The sequence below is a fragment of the Burkholderia cepacia GG4 genome, from assembly GCF_000292915.1.
Taxonomy (GTDB): Bacteria; Pseudomonadota; Gammaproteobacteria; order Burkholderiales; family Burkholderiaceae; genus Burkholderia; species Burkholderia cepacia_D.
Window position 1 is genome coordinate 2,072,382 of record NC_018513.1, and the last position, 23,350, is coordinate 2,095,731.

Below are 23,350 nucleotides of genomic sequence, written 5' to 3' on the forward strand. Positions count from 1 at the left end.
CGATGTGCCGCGACGCGCAATGCTTCACGTTCATTTCGAAAACCCCGGCGCTGCATCCGGCGACGCCGCGCCGCCCAGATAGGATCGCCAGACCGGCCCGTCACGCTGCTCGGACAACTCACCGGGCGTCGCCGGCAGTGCCGCACCCTTCGCGATCGGCGCAACGAGATGCGGCGTCACGATGATCAGCAATTCCTTGTCGTTCTGCTGGTAGTTCAGGTTCTTGAAGAACGTGCCGATGATCGGCAGGTCACCCAGCAGCGGCACCTTGCTCACGTTCGACATCGTCTGACGGTCGATCAGGCCGCCTATCACGAAGCTCTCGCCATCGCCGAGTTCGACCGTCGTATCCGCACGACGCGTCGTGATGCCCGGCACCGCGACGCCGCTGATCGTCACGCTGTTCACGAAGTCGAGCTGGCTCGATTCCGGCGCCACCTTCAGGGCGATCCGGTTCGGGCTCAACACCGTCGGCGTCAGCGACAGCCCGACGCCGTATTGCTTCCACTGGATCGCGGTCGAGCCGAGCCCCTGCGGCGACGGCACCGGAATCTCGCCGCCTGCGAGGAAGCTGGCGCTCTGTCCGGACAGCGCGACGAGCGTCGGCTCCGCGAGCACGCGGGCAAGGTTGTTCGCTTCGAGCAACGACAGGTCTGCAAAGATGCCGTGTCCAGCAGCATTCACGACCAGGTTGAATGCAGACGCAACCGGCGCACCCAGCGTCGGAATGTACCCCGCCGTGCCGGGGCCGGACCCACCGCTGTACGACTGCACGCCGCCCGGCGCGAACGACCCGAACGAGAAGCCGTTGCTCTGCTTGAAGAAGTTGAACCCGACTTGCTTGAGCACCGAACGGCTGAATTCGACGACGCGCACGTCGACCTGCACGACGTTCTTGCCGGCCAGTGTCGAGCGATCGATCACCGTGCCTTTCGGGCTCATGTTCTTGGCGACCGCCACTGCCCGCTCATGCGCATCGAGCGAGGCCGACGTTCCCCGCAGCACCGAGGTCCCGCCATACGCTTTCACCTGCGGCGTCGAACCGTCTAATACCGCGTGCGCAGCGGCGTCGACGACTTCAACGCTCCAGACCGTCGGCTCGTCATGACCTCGCTCCCACAACATCACGTTCGTCGCACCCGGCGCCTTGGCCGTCAGCAGCACCGAACCGGAATGCCCCCCTTTCATGATCAGCACATCGGCGATCGCCGGATCGCCAACGGCGACTCGCTGAAGCGCACGGCCGGAGGAAATCTGCCGCTGCGCGCCGACCGCGAGTTCGATCGTGCCTCCCGCGCTTGCAATGGATGCGAATGTCAGGGCCCAGAGAGCAATCGCAAAAGCAATCAGTGTGTTTTTCATTGTTTGTTGGTCCGTCGCACGGCCTTTACTGTCGTCGGTGATATCGATGGCCATCGATGTTGTTCAATACGCAACCGTTTCCGACCGGCCGCCGCGGATCACCTCGATGCTGCTCCCGCCGCTACCGCCGCCGGACCGCACCGCCGGCGCCAAGCGCGACGGCAGCGGCGGTACGTTCACATTGGCCACCGCAGTCCTCGCCGTGCCCGACAACTGTTGCAGCGATACGCCGGCTGCGGCAAGGGCCGACGGCGACAGCTTGTTGTCCGTGCGCACCGCCACCGTCTGGATCGCCAGCTCGTCGTCGCGCGGGTTGCGCAGTGCGAGCGTCAGCCGCCCGCTGGCCTCGCCGAGCGTCAGTGCATCGACCTGTGCAGTCGGCACCGCGAGCACCGCGATACGCGTATTGGTCGGCTGGCCGTTATTGCCGTTCGTGTTGTTGCCGCTGTCGCGATCCGGCGTCGCATCACCGAACGACAGCACGCGGACCTTCGACATCAGGAGCCGCGCTTGCGTCTGCGAGACCTCGCCGTCGAACATCGCGCCGCCCCCTTCCCGCTTCAGGTTCAGGAACACGTCGACGAAATTGCCGGGCCGCAGCCGGTTGCCGACCGCATTGGTCTCGTCGACACGAACCGCGATCGCCCGCTCGCCCGGCTGGACGTCCTCGGCCAGCCCCGACACCAGTGCGCCCGCAACGACGGGCATCGATGCCGGAATGTCACGTGCCGGCACGCGACCGACCAGTGCGGCCGGATCGGAAAACGCCCCCGTCGGCGCTGGCGAGGTCGGCTGAATCTTCAACGCGTCGGCGGCAATCGGCTGACCGACCGGCAGCGTGCGCGTCGCGATCACGACCGGCACCGGGTTCGCGGCCACGACCGGTTGTGCCTGCACCGGACTGGACGAACTGCGTCCCAGCATCCATGCGTAGATGCCGAGCAGAACGGCGATCGCAATCAGCAGCCCCGCGATGATCTTCGTTACGTTATTGGCCATGTTGTCGTCTGGATGCCGGGATAAGGTCCGTGCAAATCTTTTTGTCTGATGATTAGTACGGCAAAAAATCGTCGCGCCGCAATACGCGACTCATTGAAGCAACGATTGCGAAATCTGGACGACAGCCGTGCTTGTCAACGGTTGAGTCAGAATGGTGCCCATCAAGGGCATCGTCGATACCCAGGCTTGCGGTGAATAACTCACCGTAACCTGCAGGCAATACAGCGTTGCGTCGTATTTGCACGCGGGTGCCTGTACTACTACATTCGGCGCACTGATATTCAGCCAGCCCACGACGTTTTGCGCGGTCGCCTGGGCTTTCGCGGTTCGCGTCGTCAAATCCGGGGCGTAATTCAGGCTAGCGCGCGCCCCCTCACTGGCAGCGAACGTCAGACTTTGCTGAATCACGAAAATCATCCCGAAACAAATGATCGCGTAGCAGATCACGAAGAACAGCGGGAATATGATCGCGAACTCGACTGCAGTCGCTCCGCGCTGCCGCCCGTATCCGCGCCGTTGTCTCTGCCGTTTCATCGCACGCCCCCACCCGCGACGAGGCAGACGAGCCATACAGCCGCGGGAATCGCGAGGCACGCGCCATAAGGTGTCGCGCGATATCGGCCGAGTGTCAGCGTCGGCGCGTCACGCCGCCACAATGCACCAAGCGGCGTGCGTGACAACAACAGCACGGCGAGCGCGTGAATGCCCGCGGCGAGACTCGCGGCAATCCAGAGCCACAGCAGGCCATGAACGCCGCACCACGCGCCGAGGACGGCAAACACCTTCACGTCGGCCGCGCCCATTACCCTCAGGAAAAAGAACGGAAGAAGGCCCAGCAGACCAACGAGCATGCCGAGCAAAGCCTGGACGCGCACGACGCCGAACGGATTTACTCCGTAAAAAGCGCTTGCCAATGCGGCCACCAGCCCGCCGGCAACGAGCAAATTCGGGATACGCCGGGAACGAATGTCACTGGCTGCGACGAGCACCGCCCAAGCCAGGAAAGCCCCGATAGAAAATAGATATGCCATCGCGCCACGACCGGTCGCGCATATGAATTGAGCGGCTCGCCGGAGCGAGCCGCCCGATATCGCGCTAAAGGACGATGATTGTGACTGCTTACAATTTGCAAGACGCGGTGACGCTCGAGCTACCGACCGCGCTGACGCACGTGCCGATGGTCGAGAACATCGAGTTGAGGTTGCCGCCGAGCGACGAGACGCCTGCAATGATGGCGACAGCGACCAGACCCGCAATCAGCCCATACTCGATTGCGGTAACCCCGTTTTCTTCCTTAAGGAAGCGCTTGATGATTGATTTCATTTTATTCCTCGTGCCTGTATATACGTTTTTTGGCCTTTATACGTTGTAGATCCCCGTATATCCGGCCCTTGCCCCGGTTCGTTCGTTACATCTGCGATAACGACCACCGAGTGCGCTTTCTTTATAGTTCGCCCCGAGGGGCATGTGTCACAATTTGATGCAAGTTAACATTCGCGATAGTGCCCCCCTCGAACGTTGTGTACTGAGCTGTACATTTCCTTACACCTGCTCCGGATTCTATATCTGATCCCATTTAAGTTCCAACCTCTTTCAAGATCCGGATCGAAAAAATAACTCGAAGCAGTGCGTATTTGTACGGCGTTTCGGTACGGCTTACACATAGGATTTACGATAGGTTAGATGTGCACACCTAATCCACCAGTAAAACACCAGACCGCCCGCCGGGGCCTGTCCGAGCCCCACGTTACGCCGCACGCGTAACGCCAATGGTGTGACGTTACGTTACGAAACGGCCGAAACCGTTCTCATCTGGCTGCTTTTAAACAATTTCAACAATCTTTCAATTTCCACAAATTCCTTTTCCGACAAGGAATTGCCCCGTTTAAAACCAGTCCTCGAACCGTCGACCGTTGAAATGGCACGACAGTTGCAGAGTAATCCTCGCATCACTCAACACAACATAGCTTCAATGCGAGGACGAAATGGACATTCAGGTTATCCCTCATGGCACGCTCCGGACGACTATGATCGCGGCCACCGTGGCAGCCATGCTTTCCCTCTCCGCGTGCGGCGGTTCCGGTTCGATCAGCAAGGGCCTCAGCGGCGGCTCGGGCTCGGCCGGCGGCAACTCGCTCTCGACTTCGGGCGGCGGCACCTCGGGTGGCACGTCGGATTCGACGAGCGGCAGCACGTCGGGCAGCACCAGCGGCTCGACCAGCGGCAGCACGAGCGGCTCGACGAGTGGCAGCACCAGCGGCTCGACGAGTGGAACGACCAGCGGAACGACCAGCGGCACGAGCGGCACCTCCGGTGTGTCGTCGAACGCGGTGGGAACTGTCCTCGCAGGCAGCAGCAATCTCGTCGGGACTGTCGGCGGAACCGTGTCGGGCCTCGGCTCCATGATCGCCGGCCAGTCGCTGCCCGGCGTCAACCCGGGCACGACGCAGGCAGCAGGCGGCATCGTGCAGAACGTCGGTGGTGCGGTGACCGCACTCGGCAACGGTCTCGGCAACGGCCTCGGCCAGCTCGGCGCAGTCAAGGATCCGGTCGGCATCACGGTCGCCAGCACGGGCGGCGTGGTGAACCAGCTCGGCGGTGCGGTCACGCAAACCGGCAATCTGGTCACGAGCCTCGGCAGCGGCCCGCTGTCGCCGCTCGCCCCCGTCACGGGCGCCGTCGGCGGCCTCGTGACGACGGTCGGTAACGCGGTGTCGAACGGCGGCACCACGCTGTCCAACGTGCTCTCGACCGGGCCGATCCAGCAAGTCACGCAGACGGTCAGCTCGGCCATCACGCCGATCACGACGATGGTCGGCCAGACGACCCAGACGATCGGTACGGCCACCGGCCTCGGCGCGCCCGTCAATACGCTGCTCGGCACCATCGGCAACGGCCTCAACCAAGGTGGCGCGGTGATCGCGTCGACGGGCGGCAACCCCGTCACGACGGGCCTCGGCAACACCGTGTCGGCGGCGGGCAATACCGTGAAGACCGTCGGCGGCCTGCTCACTGGTGGCACCGGCGGCGTAGCCAATCCGCTCGCTCCGCTCACGGGCCTCCTCGCCACGGTCGGCGGCGCAGCGGGCGGCACCAGCGGCGGCCCGCTCGCACCGGTCACGGGCTTGGTCTCCACCATCACCGGCGCACTCGGCGGCGCAGCGGGCGGCACGAGCGGCGGTCCGCTCGCACCGGTCACCGGCCTCGTCTCCACCGTCACCGGCGCACTCGGCGGCGCCGCTGGCGGCACGAGCGGCGGTCCGCTCGCACCGGTCACCGGCCTCGTCTCCACCGTCACCGGCGCACTCAGTGGTGCAGCGGGTGGCAGCGGCGGTCCGCTCGCACCGGTCACGGGCCTGGTCTCCACGGTCACCGGCGCACTCGGCGGCGCGACGGGCGGCACCAGCGGCAGCAACCCGCTTGCCCCCGTAACGGGCGCGGTTTCCGCAGTGACCAGCACGGCCGGCGTCCCGGCTCTGAGCGGCGCCACGGGCACCGTCACGAACTCGGGCGCCGGCTCGAACCTGCTCGCGCCTGTCACGTCGCTGATCGGCGGCCTGCTCGGCGGCACGCACGGCAAGTAATCCGACCTCCATTCATCGACAAGACAGCGAGGAGTCCATCATGTCCCAGCAACGTTCCATCACGACGGTCGCGCTGCGCCAGTGGCGCATGCCCCTCACCGCCGTCGCCACGGCCTGCCTGCTGGCCGCGTGCGGCGGCAACAGCGTCAGCACGCCGCCGACCAGCAACAACAGCGCCAGCTCCAGCGGCACGAGCGGTACCAGCGGCACGAGTGGCACCAGCGGTACGACGACCGGCACGAAGGGCGTCGTCAACACGATCGGCCAGACCGGGACCGACCTCGGCAGCACGGTCGGCAACATCAGCGTGCCGGGTCTCGGCGACGGTGTGACGAAGGGTGTCGGCAGCACGCTGTCCAGCACCGGCACGATCCTCGGCGCGGCCACCGATGCCGTGAGCAACGGCCTGGGACAGATCGGCACGACGAAGGATCCGATCGGCACGACGGTCGCCGGCCTCGGGAATGTCGTCGGCGCGACGAGCAACACCGTGTCCGGGCTGAGCTCGACGGTCAAGGCGCTGGGCACCGGTCAGCTCGCGCCGCTCGCCCCCGTCACGACGCCGGTCGGCACCGTGCTCGACACGGTCGCCAACGGCCTGTCGGCCGCTGGCACGACGATCGGCTCGACGCTGTCGTCGGGTGCCGTGCAGCAAGTTACGCAACCGCTCAGCTCGGCGATCACGCCGCTGGTGATCACCGCGGGCCAGGTCACGCAACAGGTCGGCACGACCACCGGCCTCGGACAACCCGTGTCGGGCCTGCTCGGCCAGGTCGGCGGCGCAATCAGCTCGGCGGGCACGAAGGTCGCAAGCACGTCGAACCAACCGCTCGTCGGCGACGTCGGCCAACTCGTCACCGCGGTCGGCAACACGGTGACCAACGCGGGCGGCCTCGTGAACCCGAACGGCCCGAACGGCGCGGCACCGATCCCCGGCCTGATCACGAGCCTCGTCGGCGGTTCGACGACAACGGTCCAGAACGGCACGTCGTCGGGCTCGAGCTCGACGAACCCGCTCGGCGGCTTGCTGTCCGGCCTCGGCTCGACGCCGCTCGGTTCGCTCACGGGTGCTGTCGGCGGCGCAACGGGCAGTTCGGGCAGCAATCCGCTCGCACCGGTCACGGGCCTCGTCTCGACGGTCACCGGCGCACTGGGCGGCCTCGGCGGCTCGGGTGGCAGCAGCCCGCTCGCGCCTGTCACCGGCCTGGTGTCGACGGTCACGGGCACGCTGGGCGGTGCAACAGGTGGCGCAGGCGGGGCAAACCCTCTCGCGCCCGTCACCGGTTTGCTGAATACTGTCACCGGCGCGGTCGGCGGTGCAGCGGGAGCCGGGGGTTCGTCGAACGCGCTCGCACCGGTCACGTCGCTGGTCGGCAGCGTGTCGGGTACGGCATCGTCGGGCGGTTCGACGGGCCTTCTGGCACCGGTCACGGGATTGCTCGGCACGCTGGGTAGCGTCGGCAAGTAAGGAGGACGACCGCGCCTTTGCAGCCGGAGCACGCGGCGCGGCCGTACAAACATAACCGGCAATGCGGCACGCAGCGCGGGGCACCCAGGTGCCGCGCGCTCAAATTACAAATAAGACGAAAAGCAAGGCCTACGAGGAAGAACAATGAAATCCAGAGTCGACAGATGGATGATGCTGCTCGCCATCGCGGCGGCAGGCACGGCACATGCACAGACGCGCGCGGCAGGTAACCCGCTCGATTCCCTCCCCCAGATCAACGCACCGAAGAAAGGCCCGAGCGTCACCGTGCAGGTCGCGCCGCAGGCGCCGCAACTGCAGGAGCTGCTGTCGCGCCACCTGACGCCGACGACGTTTCAGGTCGAGGGCGTGAAGTCGGTGCCGTTCGACGAAATCTCGCGTCGCTTCACGCCCCTCGTCGGCAAGGACATCACGATCGGCGAACTGATCGAAACCGCCAACGGCGTGACCAAGCTGTACCAGGACCGCGGCTACGCACTGTCGTTCGCGTTCATTCCCGCGCAGACGTTCGAGAACGGTGTCGTGCGCATCACGGTCGTCGAGGGCTACGTGTCGGATGTCAAGGTCACCGGCAAGCCCGGCGCGATGGAATCGAAGATCCGCGCGATCGCCGCGCACATCACGGCCGATCGTCCGCTACGTCGCGCCACGTTCGAACGCTACGTGAACACGTTCGGCCTCCTGCCCGGCGTCTCGGTGAAGGCCAACGTACCGCCGCCGCAGACGACCGACGGCGCGACGACGCTTGAACTGGCCGTCGATCGCAAGGCGTTCAACATCAGCACCGGCATCGACTTCAATCACCCCGGCGTCCAGGGTCTCATCACCGCGACGGAGAATGGTCTCACGTCGTTCGGCGAGCAGTTGAGCATTTCCGCGCTGGTGCCGCCCGGGCGCGACAAGCAGACCTACGTCGCGTTCAGCGGCGCGGTGCCGGTCGGCAGCAGCGGCCTGGTCACGCGTCTCGATGCCAGCACGTATCGCGGCAAGCCAACCGACAACCCCGGCCTGCCGTCGAGCGTCGAGCGCACGGTCAAGAACGAGAAGCTCGGTCTTTCGGCATCCTATCCGTTGCTGCTGAACAACCAGCGCAGCCTGCTCGGCACCGTGTCGGGCTACGCGTCGCACAACGAGGACCGTTACCAGAACAAGATCTCCGGCAACAGCATCGACACCCGCTCACAGGTTCGCGTGCTGCAGATGCAGCTCGACTACACGAGCGTATCGGCCAAGCAGGTGCAGAAGCTGAGCGTGAACGTCGCCAAGGGCTTCAACATTCTCGGCGCGTCGAAAGCGCAGGACATCACGATCGGCTCGAACACGACGTCGGTCGACAGCCCGATTTCACTGACCTTCGTCCGTACCGGTGCGACCTTCACGCAGACCAACGAATGGCCGTTCAAGATCGGCACGTCGGTTTCGCTGACCGGCCAGTACAGCCCCGACTCGCTGCCGACGTCGGAACAGATCTCGTTCGGCTCGACGCGCTACGCGCTCGGCTATCAGCCCGGCGAAACGTCGGGGGACTCGGGCTGGGGGATGTCGCTGGAACTCAATCGCGGGTTCACGCCGGGCTGGACGTACATGAAATCCATCACGCCGTACATCGCGTACGACATGGCGCGCGTGTACCTGCACACCGGCACGCCGTCGCCGAGCCGCCTGTCGTCGGTCGCTATCGGCGTGCGCTTCACGGACAGCCGTTACTACAGCCTCGACCTGAACATCGCGAAACCGGTCGGCGATGCACCCGTCGAAAGTGCATCGCGCAGCCCGCGCGTGAATGCAGCCTTCTCGTACCAGCTCAACTGATCCGTCACCGAACAGCCCGCGTCTCGCGGGCTGTTTCGATTAGAGCCCCCTCTATCAAACGCAGCGCGCGGTTTCACGTATTCTGGCAAAGCTCGCAACATGCCACCGCCCCATGCAGACGGTCGTGCGGGCAAATCGAACACGACATGAAACAAGGAGGAAGACAATGGTTCAACTGACCCGCCCGTTGCGTGCACTGGCCATCACCGGCGCACTGCTCGCCTGCGCCGCCCCCACGTTTGCCCAATCCGACAGCCCCATCGGCATGTGGCAGACGATCGACGACAATACCCATGCACCGAAGGCACTCGTGCAGATCGCCGATGACGGCGACGGTTCGCTGTCGGGCAAGGTCGTCAAGGGCCTCGGTGCCAACGACACGCCCGATCGCCGCTGCGGCGCATGCACGGACGAGCGCAAGGATCAGCTCATCAAGGGCATGACGATCATCAAGGCGATGAAGAAGGACGGCGACCACTGGGACGGCGGCAACATTCTCGACCCTGAAAACGGCAAGGTCTACAAGTGCAAGATGTCGCTGGAAGACGGCGGCCAGAAGCTCGTCGTGCGCGGCTACATCGGCGTGTCGCTGCTTGGCCGCTCGCAGACCTGGGTTCGCGCGCAATAACGCCAGGCGCATCAAAACGCGTGCGCAATAAAAAATCGGCCTGCGACGACGTCGTCAGGCCGATTTTGTTTTGATGCGGACGCTAAGAAATGGACGGGCATCATGCCGCGTGCTTCAGCGTATCGGGCGCATAGTTGCCCAGTGCCCGATAGGCCGGCGCTGCCGCACTGCGCACCTCTGCTGCCTTCGATTGCGTGTGCTTGCGCATTCGCGAAGACAACTCGTTGCACAGATTCACGCCGGCGTCGCCATACAGCTCGCGCATCACCTGCATCAGCGTGCCCGTCTCGTGCCAGGTCTTGAAGCGACGATGGCAGGTCTGATACGAAGGGTAACGACGCGGCATCGCGGACCAGGTCGCGCCGCTATAGATCACCCAGAGTACGCCGTTCAGGACGGCGCGCGTGTTGGCCAACGGACGACCGCGCAACTCGGTGCGCGGCTGCATTTCGGGCAGAAGCGGCACGACGCAGCGCCACTCATGGTCGGTCAGATCGCGATACGGTGTCATGGACATCTCCAGCCTTAGTAACCATGACACAACGATATCGGCTGACCTCACCGATGAATATAAGACAAATCCGAAAATACCCCGAGTTCCGGATAATTTGACCGGAATTGACGTTTGATACCCGCCAATTGCCGGAAGCCGCGATCAGGTCAGCGAAGTATCGACGATGCGACGCGGTGTCTCGATGTACTCCTTCGATTGCATCTCGACGATTCGCGATACCGTGCGCGCGAATTCGTTCGCCATCGGCCCTTCGACGTACAACTGCTCCGCCGGCACCGCCGCGGACATCAGCAGCTTGACCTTGTGGTCGTACAGCACGTCGATGAGCCAGGTGAAGCGACGCGCCTCGGACGCCATCCGCGGCGACATCTGCGGCACCTCGGACAGCACGATCGCATGGAAGCGGCTGGCCAGTTCGAGATAGTCGTTCTGCGAACGCGGGCCGCCGCACAGCGTCGCGAAATCGAACCAGACGACGCCGTCGGCCTTGCGCAGCGCCTTCAGTTCGCGCTTCTCGATATGCAGGATCGGGCTTTCGTCCGGCACCGCGGCGAGCTTCGCGAATGCATGGCGCAGTTCGCGATCGGCGTCCGCGCCGAGCGGCGTGTGATACATCTTCACCTGTGCAAGCGTGCGCTGGCGGTAATCGACGCCCGCGTCGACGTTCAGCACGTCGAGCTTTTCCTTGATCAGCGCGATGGCCGGCAGCATGCGGTCACGATGCAGCCCGTCGGGATAGAGATCGTCGGGATCGTAGTTGGACGTCATCACGAACTGCACGCCGTTGTTGAACAGGCGGTCGAGCAGCCGGTACAGGATCATCGCGTCGGCGATGTCCGATACGTGAAATTCGTCGAAGCAGATCAGCCGGTAGCGCTTCGCGATGCGTCGCGCCAGTTCGTCGAGCGGATCGGCCTGCCCTTTCAGCTCCTCGAGTTCGCGGTGCACTTCACGCATGAACTCATGGAAATGCAGGCGCGTCTTGCGCTGCACGGGCACCACCGCGTAGAAGCTGTCCATCAGGAAGCTCTTGCCGCGGCCCACGCCGCCCCACATGTAGACGCCGCGCGGCAGGTCCGGATGATTGATGAGCTTCTTGAACGCGTTCGAGCGGCGCGCCTTGTAGTCGACCCACTCGTCGAAGCAGCGCTGCAGGCGATCGACGGCAGCGCGCTGGGCGGGATCGGACTGATAGCCGCGCGTGGTCAATTCGCGCGTGTAGTATTCGGTGACGTTCATCAGGGCAAACCGGAAAAAACGAAGGCGAGCGGGAAACCCCCGCCCGCCTTCGTCATGAGACGGCTGCGCCGGCCGACGGCCGGCCGGCGCTATACCACGCTCAGCTGTTCAGCGAGCGCTTGTCGACGGCGAGCGCCGCTTCGCGCATCACTTCCGACATCGACGGGTGCGGATGGCAGATGCGGGCGATGTCTTCCGACGCCGCCTTGAACTCCATTGCCACCACGGCTTCCGCGATCAGGTCCGACGCGTTCGCCGCGATCACGTGCACGCCGAGCAGTTCGTCTGTCTTCGCGTCTGCGATCATCTTCACGAAGCCGTCCGGCGCGTTCATGCCGAGCGCGCGGCCGTTGATCGAGAACGGGAACTTGCCCGACTTGATCTCGCGGCCTTCGGCCTTCAGCTGCTGTTCCGTCTTGCCGACCCAGGCGATTTCCGGGTACGTGTAGATCACCCACGGAATGCAGTTGTAGTCGATGTGCGGCTTCTGGCCGTCGATCACTTCCGCGACCAACACGCCTTCGTCTTCCGCCTTGTGCGCGAGCATCGGGCCACGCACCACGTCGCCGATCGCGTACACGTTCGGCACGGCCGTGCGGCAGTGGTCGTCCACGTCGATGAAGCCGCGTTCGTTCGCCTTCAGGCCGATTGCCTCGAGGCCGAGGTTGTCGGTGTTCGGCACGCGGCCGACCGACACGATCAGGCGGTCGGCGTCGAGCGTCTGCGCGTTGCCGTCCTTGTCCGTGTAAGCGATCGACACGCCGTCCGCGGTCGTCTTCACGTCGCCGATCTGCACGCCGAGATGGATGTCGAGGCCCTGCTTCTTGAACAGCTTGGCCGCTTCCTTCGCGAGCGCTTCGTCGGCTGCGCCGAGGAATGCCGGCAGCGCTTCGAGCACCGTCACTTCAGCGCCCAGGCGGCGCCACACCGAGCCGAGCTCGAGGCCGATCACGCCTGCGCCGATCACGGCGAGCTTCTTCGGCACCGAGTCGAACGTCAGCGCACCTTCGTTGTCCGACACGATCTTGTTGTCGACCGGGACGTTCGGCAGGTGGCGCGCCTTCGAACCCGTCGCGATGATCACGTTCTTCGCGGTGACGACTTCGGTTTCACCCTCGCCGCTCACTTCGATCTGCACGCCGGCGTCGGTCTTGCCGGCGAACTTGCCATGGCCCTTCAGCCAGGTGATCTTGTTCTTCTTGAACAGGAACTCGATCCCGCTCGTCATCTTCTCGACGATCGCGTCCTTGCGGCCGAGCATCTTCGCGACGTCCATCTTCACGCCGTCGACCGTGATGCCGTGGTCGGCCAGGTGGTGCGACGTGTTCTCGAACTCTTCAGACGACGCGAGCAGCGCCTTCGACGGAATGCAGCCGACGTTCAGGCAGGTGCCGCCGAGCTTCAGCGCGCCGGCCGGATTCTTCCACTTCTCGATACAGGCAACGGTCTTGCCGAGCTGCGCGGCGCGAATCGCGGCGATGTAGCCGCCGGGGCCGGCCCCGATCACGACGACGTCAAATTCCTTGGACATGACAATCCTTTCTACTTGTGCGTCCGCAGGTTCGCGCGTAGGCGCGAACCTGCGGAACGGGTCAATGCAGTGAGACTCGGCTTACAGGTCGAGCAGCAGGCGTGCCGGATCTTCCAGCGCGTCCTTCATCGCGACGAGCGACAGCACCGCTTCGCGGCCGTCGATGATCCGGTGGTCGTACGACAGTGCCAGGTAGTTGATCGGACGGATCACGATCTGGCCGTTTTCGACAACCGGACGCTCCTTCGTCGCGTGCACGCCGAGGATCGCCGACTGCGGCGGGTTGATGATCGGGGTCGACAGCATCGAGCCGAACACGCCGCCGTTCGAGATCGAGAACGTACCGCCCGTCATTTCCTCGATCGACAGCTTGCCGTCCTTCGCCTTCTGGCCGAATTCGGCGATCTTCTTCTCGATCTCGGCGAGGCTCAGCTGATCCGCGTTGCGCAGGATCGGCACGACCAGGCCGCGCGGCGAACCGACCGCGATACCGATGTCGAAATAGCCGTGATAGACGATGTCGTTACCGTCGATCGACGCGTTCACCAGCGGGAACTTCTTCAGCGCGTGCACGGCCGCCTTCACGAAGAACGACATGAAGCCGAGCTTCACGCCATGTTCCTTCTCGAACTTGTCCTTGTACTTGTTGCGCAGCTCCATGACCGGAGCCATGTTCACTTCGTTGAACGTCGTCAGGATCGCGTTGGTCTGCTGCGATTCGAGCAGACGCTCGGCGATACGCGCACGCAGGCGCGACATCGGCACGCGCTGTTCCGGACGGTCGTTCAGCCAGGTCGTGGCCGACGCCGGCACCTTTACGTCCGGCAGCGACGGCTTCGCAGCGGCCTTCGCCGGTGCGGCGGCCGGAGCCGCCTTCGGTGCGCTGCCTGCGGCCAGCGCGTCGCCCTTCGTGACGCGGCCGTCGCGGCCCGAACCTGCGACGTCACCGGCCGACAGGCCCTTCTCGGCCAGCAGCTTCGATGCGGCCGGCGATGCCGTAGCCGAGCTGGATGCCGTTGCGGCGACCGGCTGTGCTGCCGGTGCGGCTGCAGCAGGCGCTGCTGCCGGCTTGACTTCGGCGGCGCCTGCCGCTGCTTCGGCTGCACCTGCCTTCGCTTCGGTGTCGATCGTCGCGATGATCTGGTCGGCAACGACCGTGTCACCGTCGTTCTGCAGCACTTGCGCGAGCACGCCCGCTGCCGGTGCCGGCACTTCGAGCACGACCTTGTCGGTCTCGAGTTCGATCAGGATTTCGTCCTGCGCGACTGCTTCGCCCGGCTTCTTCTTCCACTGCAGCATGGTCGCTTCCGAAACCGACTCCGAAAGCTGGGGGACTTTGACTTCTACGATAGCCATGTGATTTTCCTGGATGCTTAATCTGGGTAATGACGAGGTTCGTGCGATTCCTTCGGCCGGTGCGGCGCGCGACGCGCCCGGCGGGCCAAAAGAGACGGGAAAGCGCAGTGCGCCTTCCCGTTTCGCTTCCGTCGATTATTTCGCGATCGATGCGCTCTTCAGGCGGCCGAACGCACCTTCGATGAGGGCCTTCTGCTGCTCGTAGTGCTTCGCGTAGTAGCCAACCGCCGGCGAGGCCGAAGCCGGACGGCCGCTGTATGCCAGCTTCTGCCCTTCCTTCATGCCTTCCTTCAGGTGGTGCTCGACGTAGAACCAGGGACCCTGGTTCTGCGGCTCGTCCTGCACCCAGACCACTTCAGTCGCGTTCTCGTACTTCTTCATTTCGGCTTCGAACTGCTTGTGCGCGAACGGATACAGCTGCTCGATACGGATGATCGCGACGTCGTTCGCCTTCGCTTCGCGGCGGTGCGCGACGAGGTCGTAGTACACGCGGCCGGAGCACGCAACCACGCGCTTGACCTTCTTCGCGTCGATGCCGCCGTCGGTTTCGCCCAGCACCGGCTGGAACGAACCCTTCGCGAGTTCCGACAGGTCCGACACCGCTTCCTTGTGGCGCAGCAGCGACTTCGGCGTGGCGATGATCAGCGGCTTGCGGAACAGGCGGATCATCTGGCGACGCAGCAGATGGAAAATCTGTGCCGGCGTCGTCGGCTGAACGACCTGCATGTTGTGGTCAGCGCACAGTTGCAGGAAACGCTCGATACGGGTCGACGAGTGTTCCGGACCCTGGCCTTCGTAGCCGTGCGGCAGCAGCATCGTGAGACCCGACACGCGGCCCCACTTCACTTCGCCCGACGAGATGAACTGGTCGATCACGACCTGCGCACCGTTGACGAAGTCGCCGAACTGGGCTTCCCACAGCACGAGCGTGTTCGGCTCGGCGGTCGAGTAACCGTATTCGAAGCCCAGCACCGCCTCTTCCGACAGCACCGAGTCGATCACCGTGAACTTCGCCTGACCTTCGGCGATGTTCTGCAGCGGCACGTACGTGCCGTCGTTCCAGCGCTCGCGGTTCTGGTCGTGCAGCACCGCGTGACGGTGCGTGAACGTGCCGCGGCCCGAGTCCTGGCCCGTCAGGCGCACCGAGTAGCCCGATGCGACGAGCGACGCGAACGCGAGGTGTTCGCCCATGCCCCAGTCGAGCGGCTGGTCGCCACGCGCCATGTTGCGGCGGTCGTTGATCACGCGCTCGACGAGCGGGTGAACCTTGAAGTTTTCCGGGACCGTCGTGATGCGTTCGCCCAGGCGCTTCAGTTCGGCGAGCGGCACGGCCGTATCGGCTGCGTCCGTCCACTTGCGGTTCAGGAACGGAACCCAGTCGACCGCGTACTTGCTCTTGTAGTTCGACAGGACCGGATCGACGGTGTGGTGGCCGTCGTCCATCGCCTTGCGGTACGCCTTCACGTAGCCGTCGGTGTCTTCCGCGGTGATCACGCCCTGCTGCACGAGCTTCTCGGCGTACAGCGCACGGGTGCCCGGGTGCTGCGCGATCTTCTTGTACATCAGCGGCTGCGTGACGGCCGGCGTGTCCTGCTCGTTGTGACCCAGCTTGCGGAAGCAGACGATGTCGATCACGACATCCTTGTGGAACTGCATCCGGTAGTCGATCGCGATCTGGATCGCGAGCACGACGGCTTCCGGATCATCGCCGTTCACGTGCAGCACCGGCGCTTCGATCATCTTGACCACGTCGGTACAGTACAGCGTCGAGCGCGCGTCGCGCGGGTCGGACGTCGTGAAGCCGATCTGGTTGTTGATGACGATGTGCAGCGTGCCGTGCGTGCCGTAACCGCGCGTCTGCGCGAGGTTCAGCGTTTCCATCACGACGCCCTGGCCAGCGAAGGCCGCGTCGCCGTGGATCTGCACCGGCAGCACTTGCAGGCCGTCTTCGTCGCCGCGACGATCCATCCGCGCCTTCGCCGAACCTTCGACCACCGGGTTCACGATTTCGAGGTGCGACGGGTTGAACGCGAGCGACAGGTGGACCGGGCCGCCTTCGGTCGACACGTCCGACGAGAAGCCCTTGTGGTACTTCACGTCGCCTGCCGGCAGGTCGTCGACGTGCTTGCCTTCGAATTCGGCGAACAGGTCGGCCGGCATCTTGCCGAGCGTGTTGACCAGCACGTTCAGACGGCCGCGGTGGGCCATGCCGATGATGATTTCCTGCACGCCGGTCTTGCCTGCGTGCTGGACGACTTCGTCCATCGCCGCGATGAAGCTTTCGCCACCTTCGAGCGAGAAGCGCTTCTGGCCGACGTACTTGGTGTGCAGATAGCGCTCGAGGCCTTCCGCTGCCGTCAGGCGATTCAGGATGTGCTTCTTCTTGTCGGCCGAGAACGCCGGCGTCGCGCGGGTCGATTCCAGGCGCTCCTGCCACCAGCGCTTCTGTTCCGGATCGCTGATGTACATGAACTCGGCGCCGATCGTGCCGCAGTACGTGTCACGCAGGCCCTTGACGATGTCGCGCAGCGAAGCCTGGTCGAAACCGAAGTACAGGTTGCTTGCGCTGTACGTCTGGTCGAGGTCGCCTTCGGAGAAGTCGTAGAACGCGGGTTCGAGTTCGGGAATGGCGGGACGTTCGCGACGCTTCAGCGGATCCAGATTGGCCCATTGCGAGCCGAGGAAGCGATAGGCGCTGATCAGGGACTGGACGTGGACCTGCTTGCGCGCGGTTGCCAGGTTGCTGGTGCTTTCGCGCGGGATGAAGGCATTGGCCTTCGCACGCTCGGCGAACGATTCGACGATCGGGAAGTGAGCGACGTCATTGGCATTCGAGCCGTCGGTTGCAGGGACGTTCTGCAGCGCGTCGAAATACTCTCGCCAGTTCTCCGGCACCGATGCCGGATTGTTGAGGTATGCATCGTACAGTTCTTCAACGTACGAAGCATTGCCGCCGAACAGATAGGAGTTCAGCTGAAACTGCTTCATTACATCTGACATTTTACGCTCACCTTTCTTCGAGCTTCTCGAGAAATAGCGGGTTACTCAACCTTCCGCGACACGGCCTGACCGTTTAGCGGATTGCGAATCAAGTCTTGCTTGGAAGGACCTAAACTTGCGTGCGCGCAGCATATCACAGAACCGTTACCGAAGTTCACGACGAAATGTGCCTGAAAGCACCGCGCGACGGGGTTTTGCCGGATTGCCACGACCCGCGGGAACAGTGTTTTTCAGCCTACCCGGTTGCGCATCGCGCAGATGCAAAAAAGGCTGCCCGAAGGCAGCCTTTTTCGTCATGCGCGGGAACAGCCGATGCTTAGTCGACCGCGCCTTCGCGGCTCGCGCGGCGACGCTCGTGCTCCTTCAGGAAGCGCTTGCGCAGGCGGATCGACTGCGGCGTCACTTCGACGAGCTCGTCGTCGTCGATGAATTCGACCGCGTATTCGAGCGACATCTGGACCGGCGGCACGAGGCGCACGGCTTCGTCGGTACCCGACGCACGCACGTTGGTCAGCTGCTTGCCCTTGATCGGGTTCACGACGAGGTCGTTGTCGCGGCTGTGGATACCGATGATCATGCCTTCATACAGCGCGTCACCCGGCTTCACGAACATGCGGCCGCGATCCTGCAGCTTCCACAGTGCGTAGGCCACGGCAGCGCCGTCGTCCTGCGAGATCAGCACGCCGTTGCGGCGCTCGAAGACCGAGCCGTCCTTGACCGGTGCGTACGAGTCGAAGATGTGGCTCATCAGGCCCGTGCCGCGCGTGAGCGTCAGGAATTCGCTCTGGAAGCCGATCAGGCCACGCGCCGAAATCTTGTACTCCAGACGCGTGCGGCCGCGGCCGTCCGATGCCATGTCGAGCATCTCGCCCTTGCGGCGGCCGAGCTCTTCCATCACGCCGCCCTGGTGTTCGTCTTCGACGTCGACGGTCAGCAGCTCGTACGGCTCGTGCCGCACGCCGTCGATTTCCTGCATCACGACGCGCGGACGCGACACGGCGAGCTCATAGCCTTCACGGCGCATGTTCTCGACGAGAATCGTCAGGTGCAGCTCGCCGCGGCCCGACACTTCGAACACCGTTTCGTCGCCCGTGTCCTTCACGCGCAGCGCGACGTTGTGGTTCAGTTCCTTCATCAGGCGGTCGCGGATCTGGCGGCTCGTGACGAACTTGCCTTCGCGGCCCGCCAGCGGCGACGAGTTGACGAGGAAGTTCATCGTCAGCGTCGGCTCGTCGACGGTGATCATCGGCAGCGCTTCCGGCGTATCGACCGCGCAGATCGTTGCGCCGATGCCGACGTCTTCAATACCATTGATCAGCACGATGTCGCCCGCTTCGGCCGATTCGACCTGCACGCGCTCGAGGCCCGTGAACGACAGCACCTGGTTGATCTTGCGGTTCAGCACGTCGCCTTCCGGGCCGAAGCGCATCGCGACCGGCTGGCCCGGCTTGATGCGACCGCGCGTGATGCGGCCGACGCCGATCCGGCCGACGTACGTCGAATAGTCGAGCGACGTGATCTGCAGCTGCAGCGGCGCTTCCGGATCAGCCGGGCGGACCGGCACGTGCTCGAGGACTGCTTCGAACAGCGGGCGCATGTCGCCTTCGCGCGCCGCCGGGTCGAGCGACGCATAGCCGTTCAGGCCCGATGCGTAGACGATCGGGAAGTCGAGCTGCTCTTCGGTTGCGCCGAGCTTGTCGAACAGGTCGAAGGTCTGGTTGATGACCCAGTCGATCCGCGCACCCGGACGGTCGATCTTGTTGACGATGACGATCGGCTTCAGGCCGAGCGCGAGCGCCTTCTTCGTGACGAAGCGCGTCTGCGGCATCGGGCCTTCGACGGCGTCGACGAGCAGCAGCACCGAGTCGACCATCGACAGCACGCGCTCGACCTCGCCACCGAAGTCTGCGTGCCCCGGCGTGTCGACGATGTTGATGTGCGTGCCTTCATATTCGACCGCGCAGTTCTTCGCGAGAATCGTGATCCCGCGCTCTTTTTCGATGTCGTTCGAGTCCATCACCCGCTCGGCAATCTGCTGGTTCTCGCGGAAGGTGCCGGACTGGCGAAGCAGTTGGTCGACGAGCGTGGTCTTGCCGTGGTCGACGTGAGCGATGATGGCGATGTTGCGAAGGGCGCGGGTCATAGAAACCTGGAAATCGTTGAACGCGCAAACGCGCACGCTCCGTTCAGTCACCAGGACACGTGCGCGCGCGTTGCAGCTTGGAAACCACAAATTATAGCACGTGCGAGTGTCGAAAGCCGGATGGCCCGTTGCAACGCAACAAACGCCGCACGTCCGCCCTTCCCGCGGACGGCCCCGCTCGATCTTCCGTAGCCGGTGCCGGCCCGCCAAATACCCATATGCTGACAAGGGAATTCCGGATCACGGAGCGCGCCCTTGCCCGTTCGATTAACATTTGCCGCGGCAAACAATTGTGCCTATACTGCTGCCTAGTCAACTATTGCAGCTTCAGGGTTTTATGTCGGATTCTCCTTCCCAACCGCCCGTTTCGCCGCTGTCCTCGTATCAGATGAACGACAGCGTCGGCTATCTGATGTCGCGCGTGAAATCGGTGATGACCAACCTCGTCACGCAGCGCACACAGGAAGAGCTCGGCATCACGGGCACACAGGCGAGCATGCTGTTCATGATCGCGGTCGGCAAATGCTCGACGGCCGCCGAGCTCGCGCGGGAATACGGGATCGACGCGAGCGCGGTCACCCGCTTGCTCGATCGCGTCGAGAAACGCGGCCTGCTGTCCCGCGTGCGCAGCATCGAGGATCGGCGGGTCGTGCGCCTCGAGCTGACCGACGAAGGCCGTGCGCTTGCCGAGCGGCTGCCGCCGGTGTTCCGCAGCGTGCTCGACGAGCTGCTGGACGGCTTTACGCCGGAGGAAGTCGGGTTCCTGAAGAGCATGCTGCGCCGCATTCTCAGCAACTACTGCGAGACCGCCGGCGGCAGCATCACGTAATAGTTGCCATAACAATTACTTTTGACAGATTAATGTAAGGAAATCCTTGCAGTGTCCATCATTCATTCCGAGTCAGGGAACAGCGCGATGAAAGCCTCCCCGTTGTCCGTGCGCGCCGGGTCGTGCCGCGTCGCCGTCGCCGCCGCGGTTGCCGCGCTGGCGCTGGCGGGCTGCGCAAACTACATCGGCATCAAGAGCGACAAGCAGATCGCTCCCGCATCGCAATTCGAAACGGCCCAGAGCCTGCCGGCCCAGGGCGGCCAGTGGCCGGCGCTCAACTGGGCGAGCCAGTTCGGCGATCCACAGTTGCCGAAGCTGATCGACGAGGCGCTCCAGGGCAACCCGTCGATTGCACAGGCGCAGGCGCGCATCGCGAAGGCGTCGTCGTACATCGAATCGTCGCGCTCGAACCTGATGCCGAAGGCCGAGGCCAGCTACTCGTGGACACGCGAGCTGTATTCGGCGAACGCGCTGTTCCCCCCCCCGTACGGCGGCCAGTGGTACAGCGAGAACAACGCGCTCGCCAGCGCATCATGGGATCTCGATCTGTGGGGCAAGAACCGCGAGCGCCTGCACACGGCCGTGTCGCAGGAAAAGGCCGCCGAAGCCGACATGCAGCAGGCGCGCATCACCCTCGCAGCGTCGGTGGCCCGCACCTACAACTCGCTCGCGCAACTCTATGCGCTGCGCGACATCGCGCAACGCGAAATCACCAACCGCCAGACGGTCGGCAAGATCACCGACGGCCGCGTGTCGGCCGGCCTCGACACCAATGTCGAGCGGCAGACCGCGCGCGGCAATATCGCCACGACCCAGGCGTCGCTGTCGGACCTCGACGGCCAGATCACGACGGTGCGCTACCAGCTCGCCGCGCTGCTCGGCAAGGGACCTGACCGCGGGCTGCAGATCGCCGCGCCCGTGATGAACCCGAACGGCGAAGTCGCACTGCCGGGCAACCTGCCGGCCGACCTCGTGTCGCGCCGCCCCGACATCGTCGCCGCGCGCTGGCAGGTCGAGGCCGCGATGCACGACGTGAAGGAGGCGAAGGCCGAGTTCTTCCCGGACGTGAACCTCGCGGCCAGCTTCGGCTTCGATGCGTTCGGCTGGGGCAAATTCCTGAACTTCGCGAGCCGCCAGGCGCAGTTCGGCCCCGCCATCCACCTGCCGATCTTCGACGCCGGCGCGTTGCGCGCGCAGCTCAAGGGCCGCTATGCGGACTTCGACCTGTCGGTCGCGAACTACAACCAGACGCTGATCAGCGCGCTGAACGACGTCGCGACGCAGGTCGCGTCGATCCGCGCGGTCGATCGCCAGATGGACGACGCACAGCGCGCGCTCGACGCATCGACGCGCGCGTACGACCTCGCCGTGATCCGCTACAAGGCCGGCCTGTCGCCGCAGCTCCAGGTGCTGACCGCGGACAGCAACCGCCTCGCATCGGAACAGACGGTGACCAACCTGAAGATGCGTCGGCGCGACATGCAGCTTGCGCTGATCAAGGCGCTCGGCGGCGGGTTCGACGCGACCGGCACGCGGCTCGCCGCGCCCGAAGCGGACAAGCAGACAAAACAGGCCGCCAACTGATCCGGCGCCACCACTACGCAGATACTCGAAATAACGGACGGAGAAAATCGCCATGAGCGACCCTCAACAAAACGCCGCCAGCGCACAACAGGGCAACGGGAAGCGCAAACGGATGATGACGCTGCTGATCGCGGTCATCGTCATTGCGGCCATCGCGTACGGTCTGTACTACTTCCTCGTCGCGCGCTTCCATGAAGAGACCGACGACGCATACGTGAACGGCAACGTCGTGCAAATCACGCCGCAGGTCACCGGTACGGTGATCGCCGTGAAGGCGGACGATACGCAGACGGTCAAGGCCGGCGATCCGCTGGTCGTGCTCGACCCGGCCGATTCGCAGGTCGCGCTGCAGCAGGCCGAAGCCAACCTCGCGCAGACGGTGCGCCAGGTGCGCGGCCTGTTCGTCAACGACGACCAGTATCGTGCGCAGGTCGCGCTGCGCCAGTCCGACCTGTCGAAGGCGCAGGACGATCTGCGCCGCCGGATGGCCGTCGCGCAGACGGGCGCCGTGTCGCAGGAAGAAATCTCCCATGCGCGCGACGCCGTGCGCGCCGCGCAGGCGTCGGTCGACGCCGCGCAGCAGCAGCTCGCATCGAACCGCGCGCTGACCACGAACACGACGATCGCATCGCACCCGAACGTCATGGCCGCGGCAGCGAAGGTTCGCGACGCGTACCTCGCGAATGCGCGTAACGTGCTGCCCGCACCGGTCACGGGCTATGTCGCGAAGCGCTCGGTACAGGTCGGCCAGCGCGTGTCGCCGGGCAACCCGCTGATGTCGGTCGTGCCGCTGAACGCGGTGTGGGTCGACGCGAACTTCAAGGAAGTCCAGCTCAAGCACATGCGCATCGGCCAGCCGGTCGAGCTGACGGCCGACATCTACGGCTCGTCGGCCGTCTACCACGGCAAGGTCGTCGGCTTCTCGGCCGGCACCGGCTCGGCGTTCTCGCTGCTGCCGGCGCAGAACGCGACCGGCAACTGGATCAAGGTCGTGCAGCGCCTGCCGGTGCGTATCGAGATCGACCCGAAGGAACTCGAGAAGCACCCGCTGCGCATCGGCCTGTCGATGCAGGTCGACGTCGACATCAAGGACGAACGCGGCGACCAGCTCGCCAATGCGCAGAACACCGTCTACGAGACCAACGTGTTCGCGAAGTACGGCGATGAAGCCGACGCCGAAATCGCTCGCATCGTCGCCGAGAACGCGGGCGGCAACGCACCGGCACCGGCCGCGGCGAAGTCGAACAGCGCCGCCAAGATGATGTAACGGCTCCGACTCCGGA

18 protein-coding genes are annotated in these 23,350 nt (G+C 64.5%); 7 read left to right on the top strand and 11 right to left on the bottom strand.

The window, feature by feature from the left end; all coding sequences use genetic code 11:
• Positions 1-30: 30 nt before the first annotated feature.
• The 5 genes from GEM_RS09520 to GEM_RS29740 all read right to left on the bottom strand — a co-directional run bounded on the left by GEM_RS09520 (position 31) and on the right by GEM_RS29740 (position 3,684).
• Complete coding sequence (locus GEM_RS09520) at positions 31-1,362, bottom strand: type II and III secretion system protein family protein (RefSeq protein ID WP_041490652.1); 1,332 nt, start codon at positions 1,360-1,362, stop codon at positions 31-33.
• A 63-nt stretch (positions 1,363-1,425) separates the two neighbouring features.
• Complete coding sequence (gene cpaB / locus GEM_RS09525; RefSeq protein WP_014897198.1) at positions 1,426-2,361, bottom strand: Flp pilus assembly protein CpaB; 936 nt, start codon at positions 2,359-2,361, stop codon at positions 1,426-1,428.
• A 90-nt stretch (positions 2,362-2,451) separates the two neighbouring features.
• Positions 2,452-2,895, bottom strand: a complete 444-nt coding sequence (locus GEM_RS09530) for a TadE/TadG family type IV pilus assembly protein (protein WP_014897199.1) — start codon at positions 2,893-2,895, stop codon at positions 2,452-2,454.
• Positions 2,892-3,392 (bottom strand): A24 family peptidase, encoded by a 501-nt coding sequence (locus GEM_RS09535; protein WP_014897200.1) that lies wholly within the window; start codon positions 3,390-3,392, stop codon positions 2,892-2,894. Before GEM_RS09535 ends, GEM_RS09530 begins: the two co-directional genes overlap by 4 nt.
• A gap of 88 nt (positions 3,393-3,480) precedes the next feature.
• A complete protein-coding gene (locus GEM_RS29740) occupies positions 3,481-3,684 on the bottom strand; it encodes a Flp family type IVb pilin (protein ID WP_014897201.1) in 204 nt (67 codons plus the stop codon).
• 662 nt (positions 3,685-4,346) lie between these two features.
• Here GEM_RS29740 and GEM_RS09545 point away from each other — a divergent pair.
• The 4 genes from GEM_RS09545 (at position 4,347) to GEM_RS09560 (ending at position 9,871) form a co-directional block, all read left to right on the top strand.
• On the top strand, positions 4,347-5,945 hold the full coding sequence (locus GEM_RS09545; protein ID WP_014897202.1) for a collagen-like triple helix repeat-containing protein: 1,599 nt from the start codon (positions 4,347-4,349) through the stop codon (positions 5,943-5,945).
• Between the two features lie 40 nt (positions 5,946-5,985).
• Positions 5,986-7,413 carry a collagen-like triple helix repeat-containing protein gene (locus GEM_RS09550; protein ID WP_014897203.1) on the top strand — a complete coding sequence of 476 codons (1,428 nt, stop codon included), beginning with the start codon at positions 5,986-5,988 and terminating at the stop codon, positions 7,411-7,413.
• 144 nt (positions 7,414-7,557) lie between these two features.
• Entirely contained in the window at positions 7,558-9,243 is a 1,686-nt protein-coding gene (locus tag GEM_RS09555) for a ShlB/FhaC/HecB family hemolysin secretion/activation protein (protein ID WP_014897204.1), read from the top strand.
• 166 nt (positions 9,244-9,409) lie between these two features.
• Positions 9,410-9,871, top strand: coding sequence for a DUF2147 domain-containing protein (locus tag GEM_RS09560; RefSeq protein ID WP_014897205.1), 462 nt, complete (start codon positions 9,410-9,412; stop codon positions 9,869-9,871).
• Positions 9,872-9,971: 100 nt separating this feature from the next.
• On the opposite strand, the gene GEM_RS09565 is transcribed toward GEM_RS09560, so the two are convergent.
• The 6 genes from GEM_RS09565 to typA all read right to left on the bottom strand — a co-directional run bounded on the left by GEM_RS09565 (position 9,972) and on the right by typA (position 19,654).
• Positions 9,972-10,382, bottom strand: a complete 411-nt coding sequence (locus GEM_RS09565) for a transposase (RefSeq protein ID WP_014897206.1) — start codon at positions 10,380-10,382, stop codon at positions 9,972-9,974.
• A gap of 144 nt (positions 10,383-10,526) precedes the next feature.
• Complete coding sequence (gene zapE, locus GEM_RS09570; RefSeq protein ID WP_014897207.1) at positions 10,527-11,624, bottom strand: cell division protein ZapE; 1,098 nt, start codon at positions 11,622-11,624, stop codon at positions 10,527-10,529.
• A gap of 100 nt (positions 11,625-11,724) precedes the next feature.
• The gene (gene lpdA / locus GEM_RS09575) at positions 11,725-13,155 is read right to left on the bottom strand and encodes a dihydrolipoyl dehydrogenase (RefSeq protein WP_014897208.1); all 1,431 of its coding nucleotides are present in this window, start codon (positions 13,153-13,155) and stop codon (positions 11,725-11,727) included.
• Between the two features lie 81 nt (positions 13,156-13,236).
• Complete coding sequence (gene odhB, locus GEM_RS09580) at positions 13,237-14,511, bottom strand: 2-oxoglutarate dehydrogenase complex dihydrolipoyllysine-residue succinyltransferase (protein WP_014897209.1); 1,275 nt, start codon at positions 14,509-14,511, stop codon at positions 13,237-13,239.
• Positions 14,512-14,646: 135 nt separating this feature from the next.
• Complete coding sequence (locus tag GEM_RS09585; RefSeq protein ID WP_014897210.1) at positions 14,647-17,511, bottom strand: 2-oxoglutarate dehydrogenase E1 component; 2,865 nt, start codon at positions 17,509-17,511, stop codon at positions 14,647-14,649.
• Between the two features lie 316 nt (positions 17,512-17,827).
• Positions 17,828-19,654: a translational GTPase TypA gene (typA, locus tag GEM_RS09590; protein WP_011351805.1), complete on the bottom strand. Its 1,827-nt coding sequence runs from the start codon at positions 19,652-19,654 to the stop codon at positions 17,828-17,830.
• Between the two features lie 337 nt (positions 19,655-19,991).
• Here typA and GEM_RS09595 point away from each other — a divergent pair, with 337 nt between their 5' ends.
• The 3 genes from GEM_RS09595 to GEM_RS09605 all read left to right on the top strand — a co-directional run bounded on the left by GEM_RS09595 (position 19,992) and on the right by GEM_RS09605 (position 23,334).
• Complete coding sequence (locus tag GEM_RS09595; RefSeq protein WP_014897211.1) at positions 19,992-20,483, top strand: MarR family winged helix-turn-helix transcriptional regulator; 492 nt, start codon at positions 19,992-19,994, stop codon at positions 20,481-20,483.
• Positions 20,484-20,570: 87 nt separating this feature from the next.
• Positions 20,571-22,067: an efflux transporter outer membrane subunit gene (locus tag GEM_RS09600; RefSeq protein WP_041490500.1), complete on the top strand. Its 1,497-nt coding sequence runs from the start codon at positions 20,571-20,573 to the stop codon at positions 22,065-22,067.
• A 52-nt stretch (positions 22,068-22,119) separates the two neighbouring features.
• The gene (locus GEM_RS09605; RefSeq protein ID WP_014897213.1) at positions 22,120-23,334 is read left to right on the top strand and encodes an efflux RND transporter periplasmic adaptor subunit; all 1,215 of its coding nucleotides are present in this window, start codon (positions 22,120-22,122) and stop codon (positions 23,332-23,334) included.
• Positions 23,335-23,350 lie beyond the last annotated feature (16 nt).

Coding starts and splice junctions, on each gene's coding strand:
- odhB (WP_014897209.1), bottom strand. CDS start 14,511: ATGGCTATCGTAGAAGTCAAAGTCCCCCAGCTTTCGGAGTCGGTTTCG.
- zapE (WP_014897207.1), bottom strand. CDS start 11,624: ATGAACGTCACCGAATACTACACGCGCGAATTGACCACGCGCGGCTAT.
- GEM_RS09555 (WP_014897204.1), top strand. CDS start 7,558: ATGAAATCCAGAGTCGACAGATGGATGATGCTGCTCGCCATCGCGGCG.
- GEM_RS09595 (WP_014897211.1), top strand. CDS start 19,992: ATGTCGGATTCTCCTTCCCAACCGCCCGTTTCGCCGCTGTCCTCGTAT.
- GEM_RS09560 (WP_014897205.1), top strand. CDS start 9,410: ATGGTTCAACTGACCCGCCCGTTGCGTGCACTGGCCATCACCGGCGCA.
- GEM_RS29740 (WP_014897201.1), bottom strand. CDS start 3,684: ATGAAATCAATCATCAAGCGCTTCCTTAAGGAAGAAAACGGGGTTACC.
- GEM_RS09530 (WP_014897199.1), bottom strand. CDS start 2,895: ATGAAACGGCAGAGACAACGGCGCGGATACGGGCGGCAGCGCGGAGCG.
- GEM_RS09550 (WP_014897203.1), top strand. CDS start 5,986: ATGTCCCAGCAACGTTCCATCACGACGGTCGCGCTGCGCCAGTGGCGC.
- GEM_RS09565 (WP_014897206.1), bottom strand. CDS start 10,382: ATGACACCGTATCGCGATCTGACCGACCATGAGTGGCGCTGCGTCGTG.
- GEM_RS09605 (WP_014897213.1), top strand. CDS start 22,120: ATGAGCGACCCTCAACAAAACGCCGCCAGCGCACAACAGGGCAACGGG.
- GEM_RS09520 (WP_041490652.1), bottom strand. CDS start 1,362: ATGAAAAACACACTGATTGCTTTTGCGATTGCTCTCTGGGCCCTGACA.
- GEM_RS09535 (WP_014897200.1), bottom strand. CDS start 3,392: ATGGCATATCTATTTTCTATCGGGGCTTTCCTGGCTTGGGCGGTGCTC.
- cpaB (WP_014897198.1), bottom strand. CDS start 2,361: ATGGCCAATAACGTAACGAAGATCATCGCGGGGCTGCTGATTGCGATC.
- GEM_RS09600 (WP_041490500.1), top strand. CDS start 20,571: ATGAAAGCCTCCCCGTTGTCCGTGCGCGCCGGGTCGTGCCGCGTCGCC.
- lpdA (WP_014897208.1), bottom strand. CDS start 13,155: ATGTCCAAGGAATTTGACGTCGTCGTGATCGGGGCCGGCCCCGGCGGC.
- typA (WP_011351805.1), bottom strand. CDS start 19,654: ATGACCCGCGCCCTTCGCAACATCGCCATCATCGCTCACGTCGACCAC.
- GEM_RS09545 (WP_014897202.1), top strand. CDS start 4,347: ATGGACATTCAGGTTATCCCTCATGGCACGCTCCGGACGACTATGATC.
- GEM_RS09585 (WP_014897210.1), bottom strand. CDS start 17,511: ATGTCAGATGTAATGAAGCAGTTTCAGCTGAACTCCTATCTGTTCGGC.